Origin of the sequence: Planktotalea arctica (assembly GCF_002105285.1) — a bacterium.
GTDB classification, from domain to species: domain Bacteria; phylum Pseudomonadota; class Alphaproteobacteria; order Rhodobacterales; family Rhodobacteraceae; genus Planktotalea; species Planktotalea arctica.
In genome coordinates, this window is the sequence record NZ_MUHR01000022.1 from 1 (window position 1) to 18,221 (window position 18,221).

Consider the following 18,221-nt stretch of genomic DNA (forward strand, 5'->3'; position numbering starts at 1 on the left):
AGCCGTACGGCAACCTCACGTGCCGAAAGCCCTTGTTCATGCGTCAGCCGCAGTATCGTTCGTATGTCTTGCACAGTCGTGCGCCTCGCTTGCTTCCGTCTCGGCATGGTCCCTCCCGGCCTTGTTCAAGACCGACAGAATGCCGTAACGGCGCAGGCAATGACCAACCGCGCACACGTCTCCCCAGAGCTGTCCGGGAATTAGTGAAATACCTGTCCGGTAATTACTGAAACGCCTGTCCGGGATTTACTGAAATCCGTGTCCGGGAATTAGTGAAACCCGCAAAAGATTGCTGCGCGCCGCAGACGCTGAATGAATGGGTCAAGAAGGTCGAGGTCGATACTGGCCAGCGCGGCGGCATCACGACAGAGATGGCCGAAAAGATGAAGGCGCTTGAACGTGAGAACCGTGAACTCAAACAAGCAAACGAGATCCTGCGTAAAGCGTCCGCATATTTTGCCCAGGCGGAGCTCGACCGCCCATTCAAACGATGATCCAGTTCATAGAAGATCATCGCGCGGACCACGGGGTCGAGCCGATTTGCAGGGTTCTGCCGATTGCCCCCGCGACGTTTTATGACCATACAAGAACTGCTAAAACAGCGACGAAGAATGACGGGTTGAATCTCATGGGTTTGTTCCTTCCAGACGGGCGACCACCGCCATGACGCGGGCCACATGGTTTTGGGTTTCTCGGTAAGGGGGATGCCGCAGTATTGGCGCACGGCATCGGGGCCGGCGTTATAGGCTGCCAAGGCGAGCCGTGGATCGCCAAAGAGCTCAAGCATCAGGGCGAGACAGCGGGCGGAACCATCAAGGTTCTGCAAGGGGTCGCGCGGATCAACGCCAAGGTCCCGCGCTGCGCAAACCGGTATGGCCGCCATAACGTAGCGCTGTGGCCTCAATCGCCGTAAGAACATCCGCACGGGGCAGGGGAGCATGCGGCGCGATGGCGGCGATGCGGATTTCTTCTGTTACTGCGATATCATCAGGTGCGTCCAATATCGCGAGTGCATCGGCCACCGGGCCTTGGCCTACGCCGTCGTTGTAGTTCCGAGCAAAGCTGTTTTGAGATTGCGTCGCGGTCAGCGAGCCGTCGCTCTCCATGACTAGAACCATTTGGGCTGCCGTAGGTGGCGCAAGCAGCCAAATGAAGAGAAGACTAGTCGCCGCTGCCTTTGATGGCCGCTGCAAGCTTGTGCGAGGTGCGCTGACCTTCCTCAAGCGGAACATCGGCGTGAGAGAAACCGATCCCAACAAGGAAAGACACAACACCCGTGATGGTTTTGAATTCGCGGATTTTGATATCGTTGTGAGTTGTCCGGGTCCGGGCCGTAACCAGCAGCTTCTCTACGCCGTCGTCAGAGACGGCGCGCATGATCCAGACCCCATAATAGCTGGGACCTTTCTTATGCGCAGATTCCTGACACAAGATTTCGGCGCTATAGCCGCCGTCCACGAGTTTGCGGAATCTCGCCTCCGTGACCACATTTGGTGCTTCGACTTCCCAGTTCATGGCCCGGCTCACGCTTTCTTAAAAAGGTGTAACTCTGGGCATTCCTACTTGAAGCCCAGACATACTAAAGTATATTATAAACCACAAGGTATATTTATGCGCTGCGGCTGTACTGTGGTCGCACTCTCATTAGGCATGCAAAGTGAATTCTTTCAAGGTTACATGGTCGTTTTGGCGCACTCGAATGCAGCGTAATCGCTACGTGCCAGTTATAGCTTCTCTCATGTTTTTGGCTGGTGATGCGTTAGCAGAAACCTGCTTTGCGCCCGCACAGCCCTTCGTCCCAAACGACCCGCAAGCTGCTCAAGAATATGCTGATCTTATTCGGAACGACTTCGAGATCTATATTCAGGATATACAGAGCTATTTCCGCTGCCTCGACGAGGAACGGGCGCGCGCGTTTCAGGAAGCGCGTGAAGTAAGCGAAGAGTATGAAGAGTTCCATGGATTGGTTGGGCCATAGTTATGGAATGCAGGGGCTTGTCGAAAAGCACTCAGAATCTGGGATTGAGAAGGTCTCGTGCCTCAACGCCCTATGCCTCCGCAATCGCTTCGACCATATCGATCGACGCGGCATGCTTTGCGTTCTCAATCTTGCCAATGTAGCCCCGATCAATGTCCGTGCGATGCGCAAGGGTTTCTGGGCTGAACCCTCTGAATCGGCGCGCTTCCTGAATATTTAAACCAAGTTGTACCCGTCGCTTCATGCCAAAGGCAGAGCCCAGATGTAGAGTATTTAGCCACGCAATATATTCTACATTCGCATCCTAGACTATTGTCTTCGGCTAATAATTTCCCGAATTGGGGTCCAGCGCCAAGATAGGCGACGAGTACAAAGTAGAAATTGCACATGAGGGTTGGGCGTGAATTTTGACATCATCATTTTTTCAAATGAAGGCCGAAGTGCCTCTCAGAATTCATGATCAAGAGTATTCAAGCCGAGGCGGTTTCTAACCCGCGAATTTGTTGCGCCGCAACCCTGGGATAGACCCACAACCCCAAAACCAGTTTGTTTTCTGGCGCCCTGACATCCGGCAGCAAGTTCAAAGTGAATTAAATAGTGACCCATTTCAACGAAGAAGCATCACCCATAGCCCGGTTGATTGGATCCAATGGTAAACACACGGTTGGCTGGGTATACGTTTGGGAGTCCTCTGAGCTGTCGATCTTATGGATCAACAAGCGAGATCCGGTCGCCTTTATTGACCCTCCATTGTGTCCTGAGAGATTGGCGAAGGCCAAGGCAACAACGCCTGAGGATGTGATTGCCTTCCTGACTGCGCTTTTGAAGCACAGTCCGTAGAGGTAGTTTCCATAAGACTTTGGGGAGACACGCACGAGCAAGGGCCATGTCGTTGAACTTCAAACCGGCCATTCATCTTTCCTGCAGCTTACGGCAAGAAGGAGCCCAAAGCAGAAGTGACAGATTTGTGCTGCGTGCGCTTGCAGCGCAGAAATTGCTGCAACAGCGTAAAATTCTGCGCCGCCGTGCGGCGGAAAAACCGGTCATTCATGCGTGCCGCAGCGGGAACAGCAGGCCCAAGGATCAAGTTGCGGGACTTTCCCGACCTTCGTTTTTCGCGCTTTGCTGACGCAGCATTTGCTCGCACTTGCGGCACGAGTGTTGTTGCATCGCAGCGTGTGTCGCCATTCCAGCCGTTCAAGAGAGGTGTTTTGGGTGGAACCGAGACCGTGCTTTCGCTGCATGCGGTCCAGACAAACAAGACGCGGACGAAGCGCCGTTTCGCTGCAGTCGCCCCAATGACCGTTTTGACCTCACCAACCCACGCGATCAATACCTCTACCTGGCGCTATTGTCTGCTTCTCGCAGGCTCGGCCAGTGCGGGTGATAGTCATCAATGATGATGGGATGACTGTGGGTTCGGCCATCTAGAACATGTGGGTGATCACTTCGAAGGTCGTTATGCGAATGCTTCAAGGAATCGCTGCTTTCTTCCGGCCAAAGAGCGATCCCGCTGATCATGCCGATGCCTGCCAGCAACGCCAACGCCGCAAACGCCACTGTCGGCCCGGAAACGGTGATCAACCAACCTGCGAGCGGGTATGTAGTTAGCCAGCAGGCATGAGACAATGCAAATTGCGCTGCATAAACAGCGGGTCGATCTTCCGCATGGGCAGAGCGTTTAAGCAATCGCCCCGAAGGTGTCAGCACAGCGGAATACCCAATCCCTATTACGAACCACCCCACCAGGAGTGGAATCCAAAGGGCGTCATACATGAGCGTCATCAGAGACAACGCCAACAGCGATGCGATCAGCATGCCTGCGCCGCCGATCATCACCGGGCGATCTGGGCGTGTTTCCAGAAGTCGGGGAAGCAAAAGGGCCGCAAGCATGGACCCGCCACCGAAAGCACCAAGGGCGACGGCCACCTGTGCATCGCCAAGGCCAAGATCGGCGCGCACCAGAACCACCGTGTTCACCAACACCATAGCACCCGCTGCTGCCGCTGCGAGGTTGAGCGACAACAGCCCGCGCAGGCGCGGTGTGGCGAGGTATATCCGCATCCCGCGCGTGGTGCGATCATAGATGCCCCGATGTGCGGTTGGTTGCGGGCTGGGCAGCAGAACCGACAAGACCAGAAACGCCGAGCCAACGAATCCGATCACGGTGCCGAAGAACAACGCATGATAGCTCACGAAGGTCAGCAGGATTGCGGCCAACATCGGGCTGATGATGTTCTCAAGGTCGTAGGCCAGCCGTGAGAGCGACAGAGCCCGAGTATACCGGTCTTCCTCTGGTAGGATGTCGGGGATGGTCGCCTGAAACGTCGGCGTGAATGCGGCAGAGGCAGACTGAAGCACAAAGATCAGGATGTAGGCCTGCCAAACCTCGGTTACGAATGGCAGGCACAGCGCCACAGCGGCCCGGACCAAATCGAGGCTGACCAGCATTGTGCGGCGCGGCCACCGATAGGCGAAGGCCCCAGCGATAGGCGCAATTCCGACATATGCCACCATTTTGATGGTGAAGATCGTGCCCAACACCAGCCCGGCGCGTTCGCCTGACAGATCATAGGCTAACAGCCCCAGCGCGATTGTTGCAAGACCTGTCCCAAGCAGAGCCACGATCTGTGCAAGGAACAGGTGCCGGTAGGTGCGATCAGCCAGGACAGAGAGCATGGGCTTTCCTCATAAATACTTGGTGATCGCCTTGAACTCTGCTGTTGCAGGCGCGCCGTCACTGCCCGCACCGGCCATTGCAGCATCAAGGCAATGGTCGATATGATCCTGAATCAGGGTGCGCTTGGCCTGCGTGATGGCCTTCTCGACAGCATGGAGTTGCTGCGCGATGTCGGTGCACGGGCGCTCCGCCTCGATCATCTCGATCACGCTGAGAAGGTGGCCGTTGGCACGTTTCAGCCGCTTGATGATATCGGGGTGGGTTGCATGGGGAGCGTGTTTTATCATAGAAAGACGGTATCCCCCCTAGGGGGATAGAGCAAGCGGGCCGAGACCTGCAGAAACGGGCACATGAAACGACAGGCGACATCAGTCCTGCGCTTTGCATTGACCATCGCTTTGGCGGTGGGGATCATGCTGTCGTCCAATGCCCAGAGCGAGTTGCAAGAATTTTCCGAGGTCGCAGACCTCCTCGCCGAGCACCAGGCCGAGATCGAAGACCATGGCCATTCCCATGATGATATCGTGGATATTCTTCACATCTTCCAAGGCCATGCACACGAAATGGCCGACCACGACCACAATACTGCCTTCCTGCCGCCCCGACGCAGTGCGGGGATCATAGCACCTTCCAGCGCCAACTGGTCGCTGACAGAAACCGCAGCGTCCGACCGCAGTGCCTACGATCTAGATCGACCGCCACGAGTGTGATGTCGCGCCTTTCTGGCGCTGTCTTCCATCACACTCAATAAACGGAAAATCAAAATGATACCCAACCGATCTTATCGGTCAGGGCACCCGTCGCATGCTTTGCGGCAGTCCCTGATCGTCTTCACAACCAGCCTCTTGGTGCTGATCGCATTCGCGACCTCTGCCTATGCGCATGCCGTGACCCCCGGCGATGCGGGCTATATCCAAGAGATTTTCGGAGTGCACATCATCTCGTTCATCTATCTGGGCGCAAAGCACATGATCACGGGATATGACCACATCCTGTTTCTGCTCGGCGTCGTCTTCTTCCTCTACCACATGAAAGACGTAGCGATTTACGTCAGCATCTTTGCCGTCGGACACTCTGTCACCATGATTGCGGGCGTTTGGTTCGGTTGGGGCATCAACGCGTATATCATCGATGCCATCATCGGCCTGTCGGTCGTTTACAAGGCGCTCGACAACCTTGGCCTCTATCAGAAATGGCTCGGGTTTCAGCCGAATACCAAGGCCGCAACCTTGATCTTCGGCCTGTTCCACGGCACCGGCCTCGCGTCAAAAATCCTCGACTACCAACTGTCCGAAGACGGGCTGCTCGCGAACCTTCTGGCCTTCAACGTGGGCGTCGAGGTGGGTCAGCTTCTGGCGCTCTTCGTGATCCTTATCGTGATGGGATACTGGCGCCGCAGCCCCAACTTCATGCGTCAGGCTTCTGTCGCAAATATCATCATGGTCGGCCTTGGCCTTCTGCTCACCTACCAGCAGATCGCAGGCTACATCGCCAGCACATAGAGATTGGAAAGAACAATGAACAACGCACCGAAACCCAACATCGAAGACCTGCCGACCCCCACCCAACTGCGCCGGTCCACGATCATTGCCAGTCTGACGGCAGTGGCCATCGGCGTCATGGTCTACCTACCCGCCGAATACGGCACCGACCCCACAGGCGTAGGGAGCATGCTTGGCCTGACGGAAATGGGCGAAATCAAGCAGCAGCTTGCCGCCGAAGCTGCGGCGGACGAAGCGCTTCATGGCAGCGATGACAGCTCATCGCTGATCAATGATATCTTCGGCCTATTCGTCGGCACTGCCCACGCACAAGAGGTCTGGCAGGACGAGATCACATTTACCCTCGCGCCCGGCGCATCCACCGAGATCAAGGCCACGATGGAGGAAGGTGCCACTATGAACTACGCGTGGGTCGCCACGGGCGGGCGGATCAACTTCGATCTTCACGCTCATGCAGATGGTGAGGAAGTGACATACGACAGAGGTCGCGGACAAACATCTGGTGACGGCAGTTTTGAGACCCCCTTCGCGGGGGATCACGGCTGGTTCTGGCGTAACCGCGATGATGCTGACATCACAGTGATCCTGCAATTGCGTGGCGACTACAGCGAGATCGTTCGTAGCGAGTGATGCAAAAAACCGGCCACCCGCGCAGAGATGTGCGGGTGGCGCAAAGCCATTGCTGGACGGTTAAGCTGACATCCGAACGGTGTGCAGCATCGGTCAAAGTGGGCTCTTGGCGGTCAATAGTCGCGCTTGGCACGAGCCACCTTTTCGGGGCGTCACTTCCATTCGCTGCGATGCGCCTAAACTCACTAGCGGCGGGACAAACCCGACAATCGCCGTTTATTTGCTGTTGATGAAACCATAGTTATCTTGGCACGCCAAAAAAGCGTGGAACGCGGGTGCGGTATCGACGGTAAGGCGCACCGTAGACCTTTTCGAGCCAAGGTTCTTCGGCGATGGGTGCGAGTGCGAAGGCGACTACGCCGCCCATTGCGATGATCCATGCTGACGGCGCGGCGGACAGGATCGCCCATCCGAGCAATATGCCCATGTCGGCGACGTATTGCGGGTTTCGCGACCAGCGGTAAAAGCCGTCAGTCTTGAGCTCCCCTTCTGCACCGCTCGTTGCGTCCATGCCGATCCCCAAGGCCGCAGTCCAGACCACTACGTTACCTGCAAGGATCAACGGCAGTCCGATAGTCCAGCGCAGCCAAAGGGGCCAGCCTAAGGCGTTCCATTGAATGACACCAACGATAATGACGCTGCCGAAAACTGCGATGGTGGGCGTCCAAACTATGATCTGGCTGAGCCAGCTCACCTGCCGAGGAGGCCAGAGGCGGCGATCCGGGACAAAGATCGACCAGACCAGCATCGCGATCAACGCAGCTTCGCAGAAAAGGGCGATGGTCAGCGGGACGGGAACAAAATCGCTCATCCGTCCTGCTCCTCGCCGTGTCCTCGCCCGCCGAACTCGGATGGGTCATCGCAAGCGTGGCGCGCACATTCCAGTTCCAAAGTGGTGTGCTCGATGTCGAATTGGTCGGACAGTGCGGCCTTGATCCGGTCCTTTACAGCGTCTGCGTCATTCCAACGGCCCTCAGCAATGACGATATGGGCGTCGAGCGCAGCGCGATGTTCGTCCATCTGCCAGAAATGGGCGTGGTGGATGCCGGTCACGCCGTCGATGCCGCGCACCGTATGGAGGACAGCTTCCGTCTCGATCTCGGGCGGCGAGCCCAGCATCAGGATGCGGATCACGGGACCGATCTCTCGGAAGGATTGCCATAAGATGTAGCCCGCGATCAGAGCCGTCACGATGGGGTCGATCAGCCGCCAGTCGTAAAGCAGGATCAATGTGCCTGCGAAGATCACGGCGACGGAACCGAGTGCGTCAGCCACATTGTGCAGGAAGGCCGCGCGGATGTTCACGCTGGACTTGGACATGGTGTAAGTCAGCATAGCCGTGACCACGTCAACAACGAGAGCGATGCCCGCGATGACGACGACGATCCAGCCCTCGACATCCTGAGGGTCGGCAAAACGCATTGCTGCTTCATAAAGAAGGTAGAGGCCTATCACGATGAGCGTCGTATAGTTGATGAGTGCTGCCACAACCTCGACCCGGCCATAGCCGAAGGTCATCTGCGCGTCCCGTGGCCGTCGCGCTATCTTGCGCGCGCCGAAAGCGATGATGAGCGAGATCGCGTCGGAGAAATTATGCAGCGCGTCCGCGATCAAAGCCAGCGATCCGGACATGATACCGCCTATGACCTGCGCGACTGTGAGCCCCATATTGACCGCAATGGCGGCAAAGACGCGGCGGTCGCCCGCTTCGGGGTCGACGTGATGATGATGGCCGTGCCCCATATCGGTGGCTCCTTTCGATTCGTATCCTTTTCATGTAGATACGATCTACAGCGACTGTAGCTTCAAGGGGCAAATGTGAAAGAATATTCAATCGGGCAGATGTCGCGCCAGACAGGCGTGAAGGTGACAACGATCCGCTATTACGAAAGCCGTGGTCTGATCCCGTCACCTGCGCGCACGGAAGGCGGGCAGCGGCGATACGACGACGCCGCACTCGAACGGCTGGCATTCCTGCGCCATGCGCGGGAACTGGGGTTCGGGCTCGATGATATCGCAGATTTGATGGCTCTGGCCGAAGAACCGACCGAAGATTGCGCGCCCGCACATGAGATCGCTCGAAAGCAGCTCGCGGCAGTGGACCGACGCATGACCATTCTTGCGCAGCTTCGCAAAGAACTGGCGCGGATGGCAAAGGCGGACGATAAGGGGCAAGCTGGGGATTGCCGCGTTATCCAAGTGCTCGGCGATCATCGACTTTGCATCGGCGCCCATGAAGCACCAACAAACCTGTCGATAATCAATAGCGATTGAGCGAACGTCATGTCTTAACCAGACATTCGCTGCTCTTTGACGAATGAGCCAGTCGGGCTCGCAGTAAGAATTCGCGGCGCGGTGCCTCAGCACCGGCTGTTGAAGCGGGGATGTCGGCGCATCCGCAGAAACCGCGAAATTTCAGTTGCGTAGCCCACTAGGCGAACGGCTGCTTCGAAACAGCCTTCGTCGTCAGTGACGCTGCACCAGCATCAGGCGACTTGGAGCCCAAACCACCGGATGCTGCGCTAACAACCGAGGTCGGAAAAGCGGTCCAAAGTTGTCGTTCGACCCAAAAATACGTTGTCGCGAGCCGAGCAAATGGCGTGGTCAAATGTAGACGCAGGCGTCGGATCGCACCCTTCTATTTCTAAAGCTTGCTTTGACCGCGTTCGCGGACCTCACCATCGTGATCGGAGTCTCACTCGGTCTTGCTTTGCGATTGCGGCGACAGAATGCCTCTTGATCGCTGAGCGCTAACGCCTCGAACCAGCGATCGGAAGCTTGATGCACACTTCGAAACCATCCTCCTTGCCCACGCGGGGGGAATTGAGGATGAACTGGCTCCCGATCCGTTCCGAAATTGCCGCGACAATCGTAAGGCCGAGACCGCTTCCGATGGTGTTCGGGCCTGCACGTTCAAAACGGGTGGTCAGGTTCTCCAGTTTCTCTTTCGGCACGACGGGTCCTGCGTTTGCCACGCGCAATGTGCCATCTGGTGACAGCGAAACATCAATGGGTTCTGTTTCTGCGCCATGCCGGATCGCATTTTCAATCAGGTTGCGACACAGGATACCAAAGGCGTCCGGGTCCAGATCTGAAACGACCGGTCCGTCGGGAAGCGTCAGCACGATGCGCCCCGGCGATATGGTGCGCTCTATCTCGTCCACGATAATTTGCGCGATGCCGCGCAGGTCCGAGGTTTGGTCCAGCCGCAGGCGACCTCCTTCGGCGCGGGCCAGTTGCATCAGGCGTTCCGACAGGCGTGTTAGCCGTTTCAGCGTGGCTTCGATGTCTGCCGCTCGGGCAGCAGCAGCCAGGTCACCTGTTTCAGACTGCAGCCGTTGCGCCTGCGCGATGGCTCCGGCGAGCGGTGTTCGCAACTCATGTGCGGCATTGGCGGCAAAGCTGCGTTCGGCGTCGAACGCCTCTTTCAAGCGCCCAAGAAGTCCGTTCAGGGTTGTCGCCATCGGAACAATTTCCAACGGAATTCCTGTCGTCGGAACAGGTGAAAGGTCGCGCGCATCCCGAGCCTCCAAGCGTTCGCGAAAACGGCGAATGGGTCCAAGGCCTGCCCGGACCGCCAGCACGATGGCGAGCAGCGCAAGCGGTATTACTACCAGAAGCGGCAGGCCCAGCCCCATCTGGATTTCCCGTGCGACCGTGGCGCGGTGGTCCAGCGGTTCGGCCACCGAAATGCGAACGCTGCCCTGCAAGGCATCCTCGTTGTAAAGCCTGTGGGTTGCTGTCTGACGGAAGCCCGTCCCGTCATAGGCAGGAAATATATCCGGATCGGCGGCATGCGATTGCAGCAGGATGCGCCCCCGCGCGTCCCGCACGATGTAAGTGAAGAACTCGGTATGTTCGCGGATCGCGCCAAGGCGTTGGGTCACACCGTCATCTTCGCGGCCGACAATCTCTTGCACGGCCAGCGGAAGAAGGCGCTGCGCCGTTTCCTGCAGGGCGGAGTCGAAGACCTCATCCATTTCGTGGCGCAGGTTTACCGCCGTCACCGTGGCGGTCGCGATCCACAGAAGCGTCAACCCGATACCCAATGACAGCCCCAAACGGGCCTGGAGGCTACGTGGCAGTCTCATGAAGGTCCCAGACGATAACCCATGCCACGCTCGGTCTGTATCACGTCAGCCCCAAGTTTCTTGCGCAGGCGACTGACATGGACTTCGATGGTGTTGCTTTCGATTTCGGCCCCGTGGGCATAAAGTTTGTCTTCAAGCTGCGTTTTCGACAGCAGCTGACCCGGGCGTGCCAGAAACGCATCGAACAGCGCCCATTCGCGCGCGGTCAGTTGGACCGGTTTGCCGTTCCGGTGGATGCTGCGGGAGGCAAGATCGATGTCGAGTGCGCCATGGGTGATGATCGGGTTTGGATTGCCGCTATACCGGCGCGCGACCGATCCGATCCGGGCGGTGAGTTCCGACAGGTCGAACGGTTTGACCAGATAATCGTCAGCCCCCGCATTCAACCCTTCGATCCGATCCGAAATCTGGTCAAGGGCTGTCAGGATGATCACCGGGGTCACGTCCCCCCGATTTCGGATCGTCTTCAGAAATCCAATGCCACGACCATCGGGCAGCATGAGGTCAAGCAGCAGGAGATCATAGGCGGCAACCGCCATTGCATCGCCCGCCGCATCAAGCCGTGTCACCCAGTCCACGGAGTGGCCATCGGCGGCGATCTGGTCGCGCACGGCGGTGCCCAGAACGGTATCATCCTCGATCAGCAGAATGCGCATGGGTGTCGGATTCCTTTGTTTCACAAGTCATCTTGAACAATCCAGCTTACGCGAGACTGACGCACATCAGCCCGCGAGCTTCAGGAACCTGTCAGGTTGGTGGCGCATGGTCTGGTGAAATTGGCCGCAATCCGGAGTTTGCCGCATGAAGAAGACACTTACAATGCTCGCCGTTTTCGCGACGCTTTCGGCGGGCGCTGCGATTGCCGATGATGATGACTGTTTTGTCCCCATGGCCGACTGGCAGCCGCGCGAAGCGGTGGCGCAGATGGCGTTGGACAACGGTTGGACTGTGCGTCGGATCAAGATCGATGATGGCTGTTACGAAATTGATGGCCGCGATGCGCAGGGGCGCCGGATCGAAGTGACCGTTCATCCGCAGACGCTGAACGTTATTGAATTCGAATACGAGGATGACGACGATGACTGAGACATCTGCACAAAATGCGTCTTCAACCGCGCAAGGATCTACGGCCAAGGTCCGTGTCTGGGATCCTTTGGTCCGGGTCTTTCACTGGAGTTTGGTTGTCACGTTTGTCGTGGCCTATCTGAGCGCCGAGGAGCTTGGCACGGTGCACGAAATCGCGGGTTACATTGTCGCCGGACTGATTGCGTTCCGTTTGATCTGGGGCCTTGTCGGCAGCAAATACGCCCGTTTCTCGCAGTTCCTGCGGGGACCGTCGCAAACGATTGCTTATATCGGAGATGTCGTGCGCGGCAAGGAACATCGGTATCTTGGCCACAACCCCGCTGGCGCCGTGATGACCGTTGCCTTGCTCCTGACACTGGCAGGCACCGCCTTTACGGGGTGGCTACTTGAAGATGAGGGCCGCGTTGGGATGCTGCCTGACCTGCCACAGATTATCTCTCCGGCCTATGCCGATGGCGACGACGAAGGGTATGGCGGAGGCGGCTCAGAAGCCGTCGAAGAGGCACATGAGGTGCTTGCCAATCTCATGCTTTTGTTGATTGCCATCCATGTAGGCGGGGTTGTGCTGACCTCTTTCCGCCATAAAGAAAACCTCGCGCGGTCCATGGTCACTGGCGACAAGCGCGCGCCAGATCCCGGCGATATTTCCTGAACGTTCCCCCGCGTCGAATGTCCCTTCGACGCTTTCCTGGCCCCACCCATCTTCGGTGGGGCCTTTTTTCTTTCTGAGGTCTTTCTGACGGCAAGCTGAAGCAAAAAACTGCGGCGCGTCAGGAAGACCTCAGGTGGTGCGTCCAGATTGGACCCATCACACAAACGGAGACACGACCATGAAAAAGACACTCATACTTCTTGCGGCGACAACTGCCCTTTCCGCAGCTATCGCCGCGCCGACCTGGAGCGCGGTGCGCACAAGCGATAGCCCGGTGCAGCCTTTCGCGACGATTCTTGAGTTTGGTCAGGACGCGATGCCGCTAATTCTTGTAAGTGGCGACGATGATGACGACCGCGAATATCGCAATGGTTCGCGCAGTGAGGACGATGATGATGACCATGAGCGCAAATACCGCAGCGGGTCGCGCCATGACGATGATGATGACGAATGTGACGGCGACGATCAGGATGACGATGATTGTGGCGGCAGCGCCCGCAATGCAGCACCCGCAGGCACCACCCCTCCGCCGCAAAATGGCCTGTTCGGCAATGGCACTCCGCCAGTCGTTCAAATGAATTGACGCTTATCCTTACATTCCCATGTCCTTAGAAAGGCGCATTCCCCATGAAATCACTTCTTGCAACACTGGCGCTGACCACTGCGCTCACGCTTCCCGGGCTCGCAATGGCGCGCCCGGTCACATTGACTACGACGATGAACAGTTACGGCGGCGATGGGGCCTATCTTGCGCTCTATGTCACCGACTCGTCGGGGGCCTATGTTGGCAGCCTCTGGATGGCTGGCGGCAAGTCGAAATACTATGAACACCTGAGCGACTGGTACCGCGCCACTGCCGGTGACACCGCACAGGTCAACGGGATCACCGGGGCCAGCGTTGGCGCAGGTCGGACGCTCGAGATTACGCTTGATCTGGCTGATGCGCTGTTTGATGCAGGCTATACGCTCCACATCGACGCGGCAGTCGAGGATATGCGCGACAGCCCGAATGAGATCGCGGTGCCCCTGACGACAGACGGTGCGGGCACATCGGTCACAGGGCGCCGCTATATCGCTGATTTCACCTACGACATGTAAGGAGGCCCGGCGATGATCCGCGCTCTACACCGTTGGCCGGGTCTTCTGGCCGCTGCCCTTCTAATTGTTCTGACGCTGAGTGGGGCTGCGCTTTCGGTCTTTCCGGCGGCAGAGCGCCTGACCGCGCCGCAGGCGGAAACCGGGCTGAGCGTGGCGACGCTCGCGGCCCGCATCCAGACCGCCTATCCCGGTGTCGAGCAGATCCGGCGGTCCCCGTCGGGTCAGATCACGGCATATTGGTTTTTGGATGGCACGCCGGGGGCGGCGGTGATTGATCCGGCGACGGGCGCGGGCGTGGGGTCTGCCGACCCCAATCAGGTCGAGCGCTGGCTGACCAACCTGCACCGGTCGTTGTTTCTGGGTGATGGCGGTCGGATTGCCATGGCCCTTGGTGCGGCAGCGATGCTGATCCTTTCCGTTTCGGGCTCTGTCCTCGTTGCCCGCCGTGCCGGTGGCTGGCGGCGCTGGTTCGCGCCGTTGCGCGGCCCTTTATCAGGGCGGTTGCATGTGGAGATTGCGCGCGTCGCGGTTCTGGGTCTTGCCTTATCGTCGATGACAGCGCTGTGGATGTCGGCCTCGACTTTCGACCTGCTTCCCATCACGTCATCCGCACCGGCTTTCCCGAATGATGTCAGCGGCGAGACTGGAATATCGATTACATCCATCGAGTTGCTGGGGCAGACCCCTGTGGCCGAACTGCGCGATTTGAACTTCCCTTACCCCGGGGATGCCACAGACGTCTTCACCCTGAAGACGGATCAGGGGACAGGATATCTGGACCAGGGGACAGGTGCGGCGTTGGGTTGGACCGATCTGACCGGTTGGGAAAATGTGTCGGAAACGATCTACATGCTGCATACCGGTCAGGGGGCGGCCTTTCTTGGGATCCTCCTAGGACTGATGGCACTGGGCGTACCAGTGTTGGGGGTCACGGGTGTCCTTGTCTGGCTGGCAGGACGACGCAGCAGACCGCGCATTCCCGGCAACCTGCCTGCCGCCAAGGCGGAAACGATCCTTCTGGTAGGTAGCGAAGGGGGCAGCACCTGGGGTTTTGCGGCGACGCTTCATCAGGCGCTGAGAGCGGCAGGGCAAACAGTGCATGTCGGGCCAATGTCCGACTTTGATCTGGCGCACCACGCCAAGGCACAGCGGTTCGTGATCCTTGCGGCAACCTATGGCGACGGCGATGCGCCGGAAACCGCCAAAGGGTTCCTTGATCGTCTGAAAGCGCTGGGAACCGCGCCCGCAGCACCGATTGCAGTGCTTGGGTTTGGCGATCGCAGCTATCCGGAGTATTGCGGCTACGCCCAAAGGGTTGCGGAAATGGCTAAAACGCGGGGCTGGAACATGCTTTTGCCCTTCGACACCATCGACCGCCAGTCGCCGCAGGATTTCGCGCGCTGGGGGCGTCTGTTGGGTCAGGCGCTTGGCATTAACCTTGAACTGGTCCACCAGCCCATTGTGCCCCCAACCGAGATGCTGACCCTGGTTTCGCGCCGCGACTACGGGGCGGAAATGCAGGCACCTACCGCAATCCTGCGCTTTGCACTGCCACGCGTGACACTTTGGCAAAAATTGACAGGGCAAGGCTTTGCCCGGTTTGAGGCGGGTGACCTTTTGGGTATCGTGCCAGAAGGTTCCGCAATCCCGCGTCTGTATTCTCTGGCTTCTGACCGGCGCGACGGGTTCGTCGAGATCGTCGTGAAGCGTCAGCCAAGCGGGCTGTGTTCTGCGCAACTGACGCAGCTTGCGCCAGGGGATACGGCCAAGGGATATATCCGTCGCAATCCCGGCTTCAAACCGGGCAAGGGCCGCGCGCCTCTGATCCTGATCGGTGCCGGCACGGGCATCGGCCCGCTGGCGGGGTTCATTCGTGGCAACAAACGACATCGTCCTATTCACCTGTTCTTTGGCATGCGCCATCCACAGAATGACTTTCTGTACGGGCAAGACCTTGCAGATTGGCAGACCGAGGGTCGTCTGACCCGTCTGGACACCGCGGTCTCTCGCGCGGCCAACCCAAGCTACGTGCAGGACACGCTGCGTGCTGAAGGGACCGAAGTGGCCCGCCTGATCCGAGACGGAGCACGCATCATGGTCTGCGGCGGGCGCGGCATGGCGACCGGCGTCACGGATGCGCTGGCTGATATTCTGAAACCAATGGGACTGACGCCGCAGGCGTTGAGGGCAGAGGGCCGCTATGTCGAAGATGTCTACTGATCCAACTCGCTACGCGCTGCATGGGCCAACAATGGGCACGCGCTGGTCAGCGCAGTTCCATGCAGACCCAAGCTTTGATCCGGAGTCCGCGCGCGGGGCGCTACAGACTGCAGTGGATGAAGTGGACGCACAGATGTCCACGTGGAAACCCGACAGCGACCTGATGCGCCTGAATGCGGCACCTGTCGGCGTATGGCAGGCGGTCCCAGCGCGGTTGCTGGATGTCTTGGTGCTCGGGCGCGATGTCGGGCGGGCCTCTGGCGGGGCGTTTGACATGGGGCTTGGTGATGCGGTGGCGGCTTGGGGTTTCGGCGCGGATGAAGCCGACCCTACGCACATCAGGGCTGCGATGGCGCGTCGTCGAGTTGAGACTGCGCTCGAGATTGATGTTGCTGGCGCCCGTGTCCGCAAGACCGCCGATATTACACTGGATTTGAACGGTATCGCCAAGGGATATGGGGTTGACCGTCTGGCTGATACGTTGGTTGCGCTCGGTATTCCGGCGGCTCTGGTCGGGATCGACGGTGAAATGCGCGCGGTGGGGTTGCGGCCTGATGGCTCGCCATGGACCATCGCCGTCGAAGCACCTGACCCTGCGCGCCGCGCGCCGTATTCGGTGCTTGCATTACAAGACGCCGCCGTCGCCACGTCGGGCGATTACCGCCATTGGGTCGAAGTGCAGGGCCGCCGGCTGTCGCATACCATGGACCCTTCACGAGGTGCGCCGCTCCTTGCGCCGCCCGCCTCGGTGACCGTGGTCGCGCAGACCTGTGCCGAAGCCGATGCATGGGCCACTGCGCTGATGGTTCTTGGGGTTGATGCAGGGGCGACGCTAGCCGAGCAACGTGGACTGGATGTGCTGTTTCTGGTGCGCGATGACCAGAACGGCTTTCACAGCAAAGCCGTTGGTCGCCTGTTTTCGGAACAGCCGTCAGAGGGCATTTCGGGACTTGATCGATAGGTTTCCAAATCAAACTGAACGAAAAGGTAAAGCATCATGAGCCGCTTGACACACTCGGAAACCCATATGGTGCATCGGATCGGCTGGCTGCGGGCCGCGGTCCTTGGTGCAAATGACGGCCTTGTCTCGACGGCGAGCCTCGTGGTCGGCGTGGCCGCTGCGGGGTCGGGACGCCCCGAGATTCTGATCGCTGGACTTGCGGGGCTTGTAGCGGGTGCCATGTCCATGGCGGCAGGTGAATATGTCTCGGTCAGTTCGCAAACCGATGCGGAGCAGGCAGATATCGCGCGCGAAACCAAGGAGTTGGCGGAAACGCCTGAGGCTGAGTTGGAGGAATTGACCGGGATATATGTTGCGCGCGGGCTGGATGAAACGCTCGCACGCCAGGTTGCTGTTCAACTGACCAAGAAGGATGCATTGGGCGCGCATGTGCGCGATGAGCTTGGGATATCAGAGACAGTCGTAGCGCATCCCATTCAAGCAGCCCTTGTTTCTGCGGCTACCTTCAGCTTTGGCGCGGTTGTGCCCCTGATCATGGCCGCGCTGTCGCCAACGGCACAGATCACTTCGGTCGTCGCTGTGACAACTCTTGTTGCGTTGGCCGTTCTGGGTGGGCTTGGCGCATCTGCTGGAGGAGCTGGGATCATCAAGGGGGCCGTACGCGTGACATTCTGGGGGGCGCTTGCCATGGCCGCGACTGCTATTGTGGGTACGGTTTTCGGGGTTGCAGCTGGCTAAAAATTTCGTCCCCATAGCGAAGACACGCTATCGCTCAAAAGCCTTGGTGATTTCGGATATACAAGGCAGCAAAACCCAAGGTAGTTGAGGTTTAGCGAAGTACATCCGGTTCGATATCTTTTTTGAAATCAATGCGGATGTTTTCTTCCGGCGGATGGTCTTGCTCAGCTTCACTCATTGAAAACGATGATGAACCATAACTCAGCCGCTGTTCTAATCCTCAAATCTGTCCAAAACGTGCTGACTTCAGACACGCAGAGTCAACTTCCGCAATGAATGGTATTGCTGCCAAACTTGCAGTTGCAGCGAATTCATCCTTTGTCCGCACCTTGCTCATTCGCCCCTGAAACATCGCTGCAGTTTGGCTGAACGGCGGCTTATCTCGCCGCGCTGTAGCGACGATTCTTGCGGGGCTGCAGCGATGATTTCTCTGCGAGCGCACGCAGCAAGAATTTGGCACTTCCGCAGTGGGCTCTTCGCGGCCTAATGCGCTTGCAGAGATAGCCCATCCTAGTTCCTTCTGACACCGGTCATTCAATTCGATGCTATGCTTTTGGTGTCAGCACGGTGCTGACGTCTGGGTTT

At 58.4% G+C, this 18,221-nt stretch carries 20 protein-coding genes, 2 pseudogenes and 1 other annotated feature; of the genes and pseudogenes, 13 read left to right on the forward strand and 9 right to left on the reverse strand.

The window, feature by feature from the left end; all coding sequences use genetic code 11:
- Positions 1 to 281: 281 nt before the first annotated feature.
- Positions 282 to 583: pseudogene (locus B9P63_RS19295) on the forward strand (IS3 family transposase); the annotation flags it as partial.
- Positions 449 to 565: a sequence feature (AL1L pseudoknot), on the forward strand. Its footprint overlaps the pseudogene before it by 117 nt.
- A 43-nt stretch (positions 584 to 626) precedes the next feature.
- Here the strand turns inward: B9P63_RS19295 and B9P63_RS16650 are convergent.
- Together B9P63_RS16650 and B9P63_RS16655 are read right to left on the reverse strand one after the other, a co-directional pair.
- A pseudogene (locus tag B9P63_RS16650) lies at positions 627 to 1,118 on the reverse strand (lytic transglycosylase domain-containing protein).
- A 43-nt stretch (positions 1,119 to 1,161) separates the two neighbouring features.
- On the reverse strand, positions 1,162 to 1,515 hold the full coding sequence (locus tag B9P63_RS16655; RefSeq protein ID WP_085310894.1) for a hypothetical protein: 354 nt from the start codon (positions 1,513 to 1,515) through the stop codon (positions 1,162 to 1,164).
- A gap of 184 nt (positions 1,516 to 1,699) precedes the next feature.
- Here B9P63_RS16655 and B9P63_RS16660 point away from each other — a divergent pair, with 184 nt between their 5' ends.
- Positions 1,700 to 1,978 (forward strand): hypothetical protein, encoded by a 279-nt coding sequence (locus B9P63_RS16660; protein ID WP_085310896.1) that lies wholly within the window; start codon positions 1,700 to 1,702, stop codon positions 1,976 to 1,978.
- Between the two features lie 70 nt (positions 1,979 to 2,048).
- Here the strand turns inward: B9P63_RS16660 and B9P63_RS16665 are convergent, their stop codons facing one another.
- The 3 genes from B9P63_RS16665 to B9P63_RS16680 form a co-directional block, all read right to left on the reverse strand.
- Positions 2,049 to 2,222, reverse strand: a complete 174-nt coding sequence (locus B9P63_RS16665) for a helix-turn-helix domain-containing protein (protein ID WP_085310898.1) — start codon at positions 2,220 to 2,222, stop codon at positions 2,049 to 2,051.
- Positions 2,223 to 3,316: 1,094 nt separating this feature from the next.
- Complete coding sequence (locus tag B9P63_RS16675) at positions 3,317 to 4,657, reverse strand: MFS transporter (RefSeq protein ID WP_085310902.1); 1,341 nt, start codon at positions 4,655 to 4,657, stop codon at positions 3,317 to 3,319.
- Between the two features lie 9 nt (positions 4,658 to 4,666).
- Positions 4,667 to 4,945, reverse strand: a complete 279-nt coding sequence (locus B9P63_RS16680) for a metal-sensing transcriptional repressor (protein WP_085310904.1) — start codon at positions 4,943 to 4,945, stop codon at positions 4,667 to 4,669.
- Between the two features lie 63 nt (positions 4,946 to 5,008).
- Between B9P63_RS16680 and B9P63_RS19040 the strand changes: the two genes are divergently transcribed.
- The 3 genes from B9P63_RS19040 to B9P63_RS16695 all read left to right on the forward strand — a co-directional run bounded on the left by B9P63_RS19040 (position 5,009) and on the right by B9P63_RS16695 (position 6,790).
- The gene (locus B9P63_RS19040) at positions 5,009 to 5,368 is read left to right on the forward strand and encodes a hypothetical protein (RefSeq protein ID WP_139816282.1); all 360 of its coding nucleotides are present in this window, start codon (positions 5,009 to 5,011) and stop codon (positions 5,366 to 5,368) included.
- Positions 5,369 to 5,506: 138 nt separating this feature from the next.
- A complete protein-coding gene (locus tag B9P63_RS16690; RefSeq protein WP_425439762.1) occupies positions 5,507 to 6,160 on the forward strand; it encodes a HupE/UreJ family protein in 654 nt (217 codons plus the stop codon).
- Between the two features lie 15 nt (positions 6,161 to 6,175).
- Entirely contained in the window at positions 6,176 to 6,790 is a 615-nt protein-coding gene (locus tag B9P63_RS16695; protein ID WP_085310910.1) for a transmembrane anchor protein, read from the forward strand.
- Positions 6,791 to 7,031: 241 nt separating this feature from the next.
- Here the strand turns inward: B9P63_RS16695 and B9P63_RS16700 are convergent, their stop codons facing one another.
- Together B9P63_RS16700 and B9P63_RS16705 are read right to left on the reverse strand one after the other, a co-directional pair.
- Positions 7,032 to 7,601 (reverse strand): methyltransferase family protein, encoded by a 570-nt coding sequence (locus B9P63_RS16700; RefSeq protein ID WP_095533065.1) that lies wholly within the window; start codon positions 7,599 to 7,601, stop codon positions 7,032 to 7,034.
- Entirely contained in the window at positions 7,598 to 8,533 is a 936-nt protein-coding gene (locus B9P63_RS16705; protein ID WP_085310911.1) for a cation diffusion facilitator family transporter, read from the reverse strand. The genes B9P63_RS16700 and B9P63_RS16705 overlap by 4 nt, the downstream gene beginning before the upstream one ends.
- A gap of 75 nt (positions 8,534 to 8,608) precedes the next feature.
- Here B9P63_RS16705 and B9P63_RS16710 point away from each other — a divergent pair, with 75 nt between their 5' ends.
- The gene (locus B9P63_RS16710; RefSeq protein WP_176219187.1) at positions 8,609 to 9,064 is read left to right on the forward strand and encodes a MerR family transcriptional regulator; all 456 of its coding nucleotides are present in this window, start codon (positions 8,609 to 8,611) and stop codon (positions 9,062 to 9,064) included.
- A gap of 476 nt (positions 9,065 to 9,540) precedes the next feature.
- Here the strand turns inward: B9P63_RS16710 and B9P63_RS16715 are convergent, their stop codons facing one another.
- Together B9P63_RS16715 and B9P63_RS16720 are read right to left on the reverse strand one after the other, a co-directional pair.
- Positions 9,541 to 10,881, reverse strand: a complete 1,341-nt coding sequence (locus B9P63_RS16715) for an ATP-binding protein (RefSeq protein ID WP_085310915.1) — start codon at positions 10,879 to 10,881, stop codon at positions 9,541 to 9,543.
- A complete protein-coding gene (locus B9P63_RS16720) occupies positions 10,878 to 11,537 on the reverse strand; it encodes a response regulator transcription factor (RefSeq protein ID WP_085310917.1) in 660 nt (219 codons plus the stop codon). Before B9P63_RS16720 ends, B9P63_RS16715 begins: the two co-directional genes overlap by 4 nt.
- A gap of 145 nt (positions 11,538 to 11,682) precedes the next feature.
- On the opposite strand from B9P63_RS16720, the gene B9P63_RS16725 reads away from it, so the two are divergent.
- The 7 genes from B9P63_RS16725 to B9P63_RS16755 all read left to right on the forward strand — a co-directional run bounded on the left by B9P63_RS16725 (position 11,683) and on the right by B9P63_RS16755 (position 17,636).
- The gene (locus B9P63_RS16725; RefSeq protein WP_085310919.1) at positions 11,683 to 11,967 is read left to right on the forward strand and encodes a PepSY domain-containing protein; all 285 of its coding nucleotides are present in this window, start codon (positions 11,683 to 11,685) and stop codon (positions 11,965 to 11,967) included.
- Entirely contained in the window at positions 11,960 to 12,619 is a 660-nt protein-coding gene (locus B9P63_RS16730) for a cytochrome b/b6 domain-containing protein (protein ID WP_085310921.1), read from the forward strand. The genes B9P63_RS16725 and B9P63_RS16730 overlap by 8 nt, the downstream gene beginning before the upstream one ends.
- A gap of 178 nt (positions 12,620 to 12,797) precedes the next feature.
- Complete coding sequence (locus B9P63_RS16735) at positions 12,798 to 13,202, forward strand: hypothetical protein (RefSeq protein WP_085310923.1); 405 nt, start codon at positions 12,798 to 12,800, stop codon at positions 13,200 to 13,202.
- A 44-nt stretch (positions 13,203 to 13,246) separates the two neighbouring features.
- The gene (locus tag B9P63_RS16740; RefSeq protein ID WP_085310925.1) at positions 13,247 to 13,717 is read left to right on the forward strand and encodes a DUF2271 domain-containing protein; all 471 of its coding nucleotides are present in this window, start codon (positions 13,247 to 13,249) and stop codon (positions 13,715 to 13,717) included.
- Positions 13,718 to 13,729: 12 nt separating this feature from the next.
- Positions 13,730 to 15,937, forward strand: coding sequence for a PepSY domain-containing protein (locus B9P63_RS16745; protein WP_085310927.1), 2,208 nt, complete (start codon positions 13,730 to 13,732; stop codon positions 15,935 to 15,937).
- Positions 15,918 to 16,898, forward strand: a complete 981-nt coding sequence (locus B9P63_RS16750) for an FAD:protein FMN transferase (protein ID WP_085310929.1) — start codon at positions 15,918 to 15,920, stop codon at positions 16,896 to 16,898. The genes B9P63_RS16745 and B9P63_RS16750 overlap by 20 nt, the downstream gene beginning before the upstream one ends.
- A gap of 36 nt (positions 16,899 to 16,934) precedes the next feature.
- On the forward strand, positions 16,935 to 17,636 hold the full coding sequence (locus tag B9P63_RS16755; RefSeq protein WP_085310931.1) for a VIT1/CCC1 transporter family protein: 702 nt from the start codon (positions 16,935 to 16,937) through the stop codon (positions 17,634 to 17,636).
- The last annotated feature ends 585 nt before the right edge of the window (positions 17,637 to 18,221 follow it).